Here is a 7,734-nt window from a genome sequence, read left to right on the forward strand (position 1 = left end):
GGAGCGGCACACGCGCCCGGCGATGCGGTTATTATACTTGCTGGCTTGAGCGAACAGAGGCGCACTCTGGGATACCTCTCCGCAGCACCGCGGGTCTCGACCCGGCCGGACGCCGAGGCGAGCGGGCCCCGCTCCCACATCCTCGGCGTGATGCGGGCTTTTGAGGCTCTGGGCTGGGAAGTGAGGCCGTTCATCGTCGGGGACCGGATGCCCGCGCCTGCCTCCGGCCGCGGCACCGAGCGTCTGCTCTCCGCAAACCCCGCTCAGACCCTCGTTGCGGATCTCGCCCGGCTGGTGCTCGGGGGCGTGAACGCCCGGCGCGCCCTGCGCGAGCTCGGCGGCAAGGTGGACTGGGTCTACGAACGGCACGCGACGCTGCAGACGCTGGGACGCGCCTTCCAACACCGGGGGGTGCCCTGGATCCTGGAGACACAGGGCATCTTCTTCGAAGAGGCCAGGCGCGAGCGCAACAGCCTCGTCCTCACCGGCCCGGCCCGCCGGATGGAGGTCTCCGCCTACCGCGACTGCGACGTACTCGTCTGCGTGAGCCGCTCCCTGAAGGAACTGGCGGTCGAGAAGACCGGCGCAGACCCGGAGAAGATCCTGGTCGTACCCAACGGCGTGGACACCGTCCTCTTCGACCCGGAGAAGCATCACCCCCGGCGACACTCCGCGGAGTTCACGGTCGGGTTCGTCGGTACCCTGCTCGACTGGCAGGGCGTGGACCTGCTGCTGCGGGCCGCCGCGGACCTCCGCCGGGAGGGCGTGTACGTCTCTACCACCATCGTGGGCGACGGGCCCGCGCGGAAGAGGCTGGAGCGCCTCACGGACGAGCTCGGCATCCAGGAGCACGTGGCGTTCGCCGGGCGCGTCCGAATGGACGAAGTCCCGGGCTACATCGCCGGCTTCGACGCGGGCTACGCCGGGCACACCGAGCGCGGCGGCGCGATGTACCACTCCCCGCTCAAGCTCTACGAGTACGCGGCCATGGGCAAGCCCATACTGGCCTCGGACTTCGAAGATGCCCGAAGGCTCGCCCGCATCTCGGGAGCGGGACTCCTCTTCAGACCCGGCGACCTCGAAGACCTCAAGCGCGCCCTGCGGGAGGCGGTGGCATCCGGGCCGCGGCTAGCGGAGATGGGCAGGCGCATCCGCGACGCCTGCATCCGGGAGCACTCCTGGGAGGCCCGCATCCGGGATATGATCCCGCGGGTGGAGGAGGTCCTGGCGCGCAGGCGATGAAACCTCCGGCCTACACCCTCCTCGGCATCACCGTCCACGCCCTCACACTGGAGGAGATGATCCTCATCCCCGAGATAGCCGCCGAACGCGACGCCAAATGGGTCATCGGCAACCACAACCTGCACAGCCTCTACATCTACCACCACGACGCGACGATGCGCCGCTTCTACGAGCGTGCCGACTACGTGCACATAGATGGCATGCCCCTCGTGTGGATGGGACGCCTGCTCGGCCATCCCCTAACCCGCGACCACCGCCACACCAGCATAGACTGGCTTCCGCCGCTCCTGGAGCGGTGCGCTGCGAGGGGGCTGCGGGTCTTCTTCCTCGGTTCGAAGCCGGGCGTGGACCGCCGGGCAGCCGAGCACTTCAGGGAGCACATCCCGGGCCTGCAGCTGCGAACCCACCACGGCTACTTCGACGCAACGCCGGGCGGCCCGGAGAACGAACGGGTGGTACGGCAGATCAACGCCTTCCGCCCCCACGCCCTGATGGTCGGGATGGGTATGCCCCGGCAGGAGCGCTGGATCGTGCAGAACATAGACCGGCTTCAGATCAACGCCGTCTGGAACCTGGGAGCGTTCATGGACTACTTCGCCGGGGCCGTCCCGATCCCGCCGCGCTGGACGGGCCGGGTGGGGCTGGAGGGCGTCTACCGCCTCGTGCGCGAACCGCGGCGGCTCTGGCGGCGTTACGTGATCGAGTCGCCCTTCGCCCTGTGGCTGCTGCTCCGGGAGCTGGCCCGGCGTCCCGGGTCTACTTAGCCCTCAGCAGCGCCTTCACCGCGCCGGGGTCCGGCATCGGATCTTCGGAGTAGACGCCGTCCAGTCCGAAGAGCGCGAGGATCTCGACCGCCCGCTTCGTCTGCTCCGGCGTAACGTGCCTCTTCCAGCCATCCGCCGGCCGCTCGCCGAGCAGGACCGCGCTCTCCTTCCGGGCCAGCGGCGAGGGCTCCCGCATGGCGGCGAAGACCGAGTCGTCGAATCCCCGGCCCAGATACCGGAAGGTGCGCGCCACCTCCTCCCGCGGGCGCTCGCAGAAGTTCTCGTAGAAGACGACCAGCAGCTCGCCTTCCGAGAACTGCCGGAGGGGCACGTAGTTCTCGATGCACCAGCCGAAGATGTAGCGGTCGAAGTCCCTCTCCTCGGCGGCCTGGATCTCGCGCTCGAACGGAGCCAGGAAGTCCTCTACCAGCTCCCGCTGGGAGAGGTAGGTCTGCGCCAGACTCCCCCGCCAGCCGAGCTTCATCCGGGAGGCGGCCACTGCGCAGGGATGCCGGAGCAGCAGGATTATCGGCATCTCGGGGAAGTTGCGGCGCAGCCAGTAGAGCGCGAGGTTCATGCGAATATCTTTGACCAGCCGCCGGTCGTAGACGAACCTACCCTTGTAGAAGCGGTCGGTCCAGGAGCTCCGCACCTTCCCGGAGAGGATGTTCCAGGCGGGCTTGAGGTACTTGCCGTCCCGGTTGTCCGGCCGGATGTACTGCTTGTGCCGGAAGCTCCGGACGGACTTGACCCGGCCCGGGTGGAACGGCTCGAAGATGTAGCGGTAGCGGCCGTCGTAGTTAATGATCTCCGAGACCCAGGTCGTGCCGCCCCGCCCCGCCCCGGCGAGGAAGACCGTGTTGCGGTAGTCGCGGTTGCGGTCTATGAAGAGCTTGCCGAGAACCCGGTTCTTCGCCTTGCTTCCGAAGCCTTCCGAGAACATCTGCCTCCGCTCCTCGATCAAATAATCCGGCCGTACAGCTCCTCCAGCAGCGCGGTCTGCCGCCGGAGGTCGAAGCGGGAGCGCACCCGCTCCACACCGGCCCCGCTCATCTGACGCCAGAGCTTATCATCTTGCAGCAGCGTCAGGATGTGCTCCGCAAGCCCCTTCCAGTCCCTCTCCCGCGCCAGCAGCCCGGTCCGGCCATGCGAGACGGCCTCCGGGATGCCGCCGCTGGCGAAGCTCGCAACGGGCGTGCCCATCGCCTGCGCCTCGGCGAAGACCATCCCGAACCCCTCCGCGTCGCCGTCCGCGGCCACGACGCTGGGCACGCTGAATACCCTGGAGCGGCCGATCCAGGACCTCACCGCCTCCGGCGGCTGCGTGCCGAGGAAGCGGCGGCGCCCGAGCTTCTCAGCGGCCAGCTGCTCCAGCGAGCTCCTCAAGGGTCCGTCCCCGATCACGGTGAGCTCCACCTCCGGCAGCTCCCGTTGCACGACCGCCATCGCCCGGATTAGGTACTCACACCCCTTCTTCTCGACCAGCCGCCCCGCGAAGAGGACGACCGGCTCGCGCTCCTCTCCGGAGGGAGCGAACTCCCTTGTGTCTATCCCGGTGTAGTGGACCACTACCCTCTCCTCCGGATAGCCCTGCTCCAGCAGCCGTTTCCGGATAAACTCTGAGACGGCCAGAAAGAGCTGCCCCTCGCGTTGCAGCTCTCGCCGGCGGCGCAGGTAGAGCCGGTGTTTGTGGTACGAGCGCCGGGCGTGCTCGTCGGCGACCGTGGCGTCGAAGCCGTGGAAGGTGACGACCAGCGGCTTCCTGAGCCGCCGGACCAGCGGCAGTGCCAGAGCCCCGTCGAGCCCGAAGTGGGCGTGGATGAGGACCGGATCCAGCCCCCGCACCCGCCGTACGAAGGACGGCGGGAAGCGTCCGAGGCGTACGGCTGCCTCGGCTGCCAGTCCCGCGGCCCCGCCCCGGTTGACGACCAGCGTCCGCTCCGGAGGAAGATCCAGACCCGGCACGCGCCGCGAGCCTGCGTAGTATGGAGTGAAGCGCTGCAGCGTCTCTGCCTGTCCCCGCACGAAGGTCTCCGAGGGCGGCAGCAGGTGGTCCCGGTAGATGAGTACGTTCACCGCACCCGCCTCGACCGGCGCGCCCAGCGGGGCAGCGTGACCGGCTGTCCGGGACTCCGGAGGCTGACGGGTATCGAGAGCGCGGTGGCTACGTAGAAGATCCAGAGTATGTTATTCTGTTCCATAAGCACGCTCTGGGTCGAGCTGTAGAGCACGAGCGAGACGAAGAAGGCCACCGGCCACAGGCTCAGCAGCTCGCCCGCCGCGTGCGCCCAGACCAGCGCCCGCAGAAGGTAGAACAGAAAACCGGTCAGGAAGACCAGAAGACCCACCACTCCGACCCCCAGCATTATCTCCAGAAAGCCGTTGTGGGCGTGCGTCGGCTCCCAGTTGAGCGCCCGCCAGACCCGTCCGGACGGTCCCTCCTCCCCGAGCCAGAACCCCCCGTACCCGTAGCCGAGCGCGGGGCGGTACCCGATCTGGGTGGTCACGACGTTCCAGAGCCCGGTGCGCCCGGTAAGGGTCACGCTCTTGCCGAAGAAGCCCAACACGGGGCTCAGGTTGATCAGGAGCACGGCGAACGCCGTCCCGGCCAGGCCGCAGAGCACGAAGATAAGCCGCGAGGGGCTTACCACCCTTCTGAAGTTCACGTAGATGGCGAAGAGGGCTGCGAAGACCAGCAGGGACAGGAGGGCCGTTGTGGAGTCGGAGAGCAGCACCAGCAGCCCGCAGAGCACAAACCCGGCCCAGCCGGCTGCGGGATTCACGTACCTGCCGGCCGCGAGGATGAAGAAGGCCATGGCACCGAACGCCATGTAGCGGCCCAGGACGTTCTTCTGCAGGAAGATCCCCTCCCAGGCGCCCTCGTTGGGCCCGGTCCCGAGCCCGTACTGGGGGAAGGCCAGCACGAAGAGGAGGCTCAAAACCCCCGCGAAGCCGAGCACCCCGGCGAACATCGTGAGCTGCTCCCGGATGCTGTAGCGGGTCGCGAGGTATGCGCCGAAGAGAGTGGTCATGGTAAGAGCCACGCTGCGCCGGAAGGTGACCTCCGGCGCGAACGACCAGAGGATCGAAGCGCAGACCAGCCCCACCAGCAACAGGATGAGCTTGCCCCGCAGGGCCGTGGCCAGCACCTCCCTCCACCGGACGGCCACCAGCAGGATCAGGATGACGTACATCCCGATCCAGATCAGCTGCACCAGAGGATCGCCCCGGAACTCGTCCCGCTCGAACCCGGTCTCCTGCCGCCAGAGCGGGAAGACGGCTCCGGAGGCCAGAAAGAGTGCGAGCAGGATGAAGACCCGCTCGAAGCGCCGGTCGTCCACGAGCTCTAGAATCTCGCCGAAGGTACGCTTTAAACGCGGAGAGATCATCCCCCGGAGCCAGCTTTCGGAGGAAGATGTTGTATCCGACCGGCGTTCACCCTGACCGCGGGAGAGATTACCACCGGTCCGCCAGAGACGCAATCGCGCCTCACCGCAACCACCCCGAGAGATCCCGCCCGATGAGCTCCTCTAACCGCAGGATGTCTTCCCGGTAGCCCGCAACCAGATCCCTCCGCACCTCGGGCGGGAAGGGCGGTTTCTCCAGATTTCGGCTCCGGATGCGCTCCAGCGCTCCCTCCACCAGCCGCCGCCGGAGCCGCTTGGGGAAGAGCGGCCTCAGGGCAGCCTTGAACCGGTTGGGACGCAGCAGGAAGTCGTGCAGTGCGTGCAGGGTACGGCTTCTGGGCACGCCGGAGACGTTGTAGCGCCCGGAGGTGTCTACCGCGTGGTTCTCATCTACTCCCAGAAACCCGAAGATGTCCCGCAGAGTCCCCGAAGCGTCCCGGTCCAGATCCTCGTAGAGGTAGACCCTTATCTGTGCGGGATCGAACAGAGCGTAGTAGCGGGAGAGCTGTTCGTGATAGTAGCCCGCCCGCCGGTAGTGCCAGATCGGGCCCCAGCTCAGCCGGATGCGCTCCTCCTCCAGCTCGAGCGCCCGCGCGAAGTCCGGCTCCGGCTCACGGCCGTCCCGCACCATGTGCGTGAACGCTGAGTAGGCCCTCTCCGCAGGGTCTCTTAGCACCGCGATCAGCCGCACCTCCGGAACGTGGCGCTTTATCCTTTCTGCGGTCCCGGGCAGGTAGAGATACATGGCGGACGCTTCGCCGAGCGCCCTCTCCCCACTCGCTTCATCGAAGAGCGCCCGGTATTCTCCCGGATCGCTCACCACCATGTGGCGCAGGATCTCCGCGTCGCGCGGCCCCCGGTAGTCCGGTTCCCGGCCTTCGAAGGCGAAGAAGTGGGGCTCCTTGATGGGGCTCATGTAGATCTCCGGGTGCCGGGAAAGGTAGCGGTATAAGGCCGTCGTGCCCGCCTTCTGCGCCCCGATGATGAGGAAGTCGGGCAGCGTCAAGTACTCGACCTCCAACCGCTCTTGAGACGCCCGAACCGGTAGCGCAAGATGCGCGGCACCTGCCGGGCCAGGAGCGGGACGAAGCCGGGATTGCGCCGCAGCTCGCGCGCGGCCGCGGCGAGCTCGCCCCGCTTGAGCGGCTGCGCTACCCGGTAGTAGCCGATCCGCTGCTCGATGACCCGCTGCCGGTGCTCCAGCGCGTCCACGAGCCCGGGATCGCGCCGGAACAGCTCCTGGCGCAGGGCGTAACGGTTCGCCGCGCACAGCTTCTCGAGGTTCCCGAGTCTGTCCCCGGCCACGAGCGAGCCGGGCCGGGAGAGGTAGAAGTAGTGTGCCTCCGGGACGACGACGAACCGTGCCCCGCGCGCCAAACACGTCAGGTAGAAGATGAAGTCCTCCCCGAACCACACCTTCTCGTCATACCGGATGCCGTACCGCCCCAAGAACTTCCGCCGCATCACCGGCTTGGTCAGGCCGATGCGGGCGCGCCGCTGGCCGGGCAGGTTGGACTCAACGAACTCCGGGGCCGAGATCTCCCGCGGTGCATCGAATCTCTCCCCGGCGATCCCGAAGAGCGTGTTCCACGGCCGGGAGTCCGGGCTCCGGGTCAGGTATACGTCGTCGGAGACGAGATCGGCCCCCGAGGCCTCCGCGTGCTGGATGAGGCGCTCCAGCCGGTCCGGAGCGTACCAGTCGTCGGAGTCTAGCAGCGCCACCCACTCCCCGGCGGCGGCCTCCAGCCCCCGGTTGCGGGCCCCGCCCGGTCCGAGGTTGCGCCGGCAGGAGAGCAGGCGCACCCGCTCATCCCGAATAGCGCGCACCATCTCGGCGGTGCGATCGGTGGAGGCGTCGTCCACCACGATCACCTCCAGATCACGCTCGGTCTGCCCGAGCGCGGACTCCACGGCCCGCACGACGTAGCGCTCGGTGTTGTACGCCGGGATGATCACGGAGACCCGGGGGCTCATGCCCGAAGCCACCCCGAGAGATCCCGCCCGATGAGCTCCTCTAACCGCAGGATGTCCTCCCGGTAGCCCGCAACCAGATCCCGCCGTATCTCCGGGTCGAGCGCGGGCCGCTCCATGTTCCTCCGGCGGACGCCCGCGGAGATCCGCTTCCGCACCCGGGCCGGCAGCAGCGGCCTCAGGGCAGCCTTGAACCGGTTGGGGCGCATCACCAGCTCGTGTAACATCCTGCTCCTTGGCACGCCGGAGACGTTGTAGCGCTCGGAGGTGTCTACCGCGTGGTTCTCATCTACTCCCAGAAACCCGAAGATGTCCCGCAGAGTCCCCGAAGCGTCCCGGTCCAGATCCTC

The 7,734-nt window shown here is 67.8% G+C and carries 7 protein-coding genes and 1 pseudogene; 2 read left to right on the forward strand and 6 right to left on the reverse strand.

Translation table 11 applies throughout. From position 1 onward, the window contains the following. Positions 1–45 precede the first annotated feature (45 nt). Both E0L93_RS13190 and E0L93_RS13195 read left to right on the forward strand, forming a co-directional pair. Positions 46–1,242, forward strand: coding sequence for a glycosyltransferase family 4 protein (locus tag E0L93_RS13190; protein WP_132692549.1), 1,197 nt, complete (start codon positions 46–48; stop codon positions 1,240–1,242). After that, on the forward strand, positions 1,239–2,006 hold the full coding sequence (locus E0L93_RS13195) for a WecB/TagA/CpsF family glycosyltransferase (protein WP_132692550.1): 768 nt from the start codon (positions 1,239–1,241) through the stop codon (positions 2,004–2,006). Before E0L93_RS13190 ends, E0L93_RS13195 begins: the two co-directional genes overlap by 4 nt. Here the strand turns inward: E0L93_RS13195 and E0L93_RS13200 are convergent. The 6 genes and pseudogenes from E0L93_RS13200 to E0L93_RS15920 all read right to left on the reverse strand — a co-directional run. Then, complete coding sequence (locus tag E0L93_RS13200; protein WP_132692551.1) at positions 1,999–2,949, reverse strand: sulfotransferase; 951 nt, start codon at positions 2,947–2,949, stop codon at positions 1,999–2,001. The genes E0L93_RS13195 and E0L93_RS13200 overlap by 8 nt on opposite strands. A gap of 17 nt (positions 2,950–2,966) precedes the next feature. Then, positions 2,967–4,082: a glycosyltransferase gene (locus E0L93_RS13205; RefSeq protein WP_132692552.1), complete on the reverse strand. Its 1,116-nt coding sequence runs from the start codon at positions 4,080–4,082 to the stop codon at positions 2,967–2,969. Further along, positions 4,079–5,395, reverse strand: coding sequence for an O-antigen ligase family protein (locus E0L93_RS13210; RefSeq protein ID WP_132692553.1), 1,317 nt, complete (start codon positions 5,393–5,395; stop codon positions 4,079–4,081). The genes E0L93_RS13205 and E0L93_RS13210 overlap by 4 nt, the downstream gene beginning before the upstream one ends. 100 nt (positions 5,396–5,495) lie before the next feature. After that, positions 5,496–6,419: a sulfotransferase family protein gene (locus tag E0L93_RS13215; protein WP_132692554.1), complete on the reverse strand. Its 924-nt coding sequence runs from the start codon at positions 6,417–6,419 to the stop codon at positions 5,496–5,498. Next, positions 6,416–7,387, reverse strand: a complete 972-nt coding sequence (locus tag E0L93_RS13220) for a glycosyltransferase family 2 protein (RefSeq protein WP_132692555.1) — start codon at positions 7,385–7,387, stop codon at positions 6,416–6,418. Before E0L93_RS13220 ends, E0L93_RS13215 begins: the two co-directional genes overlap by 4 nt. Next, positions 7,384–7,734, reverse strand: a pseudogene (locus tag E0L93_RS15920) (sulfotransferase); the annotation flags it as partial. The gene E0L93_RS13220 and the pseudogene E0L93_RS15920, both read right to left, overlap by 4 nt.

The sequence above is a fragment of the Rubrobacter taiwanensis genome, from assembly GCF_004337705.1.
Taxonomy (GTDB): Bacteria; Actinomycetota; Rubrobacteria; order Rubrobacterales; family Rubrobacteraceae; genus Rubrobacter_C; species Rubrobacter_C taiwanensis.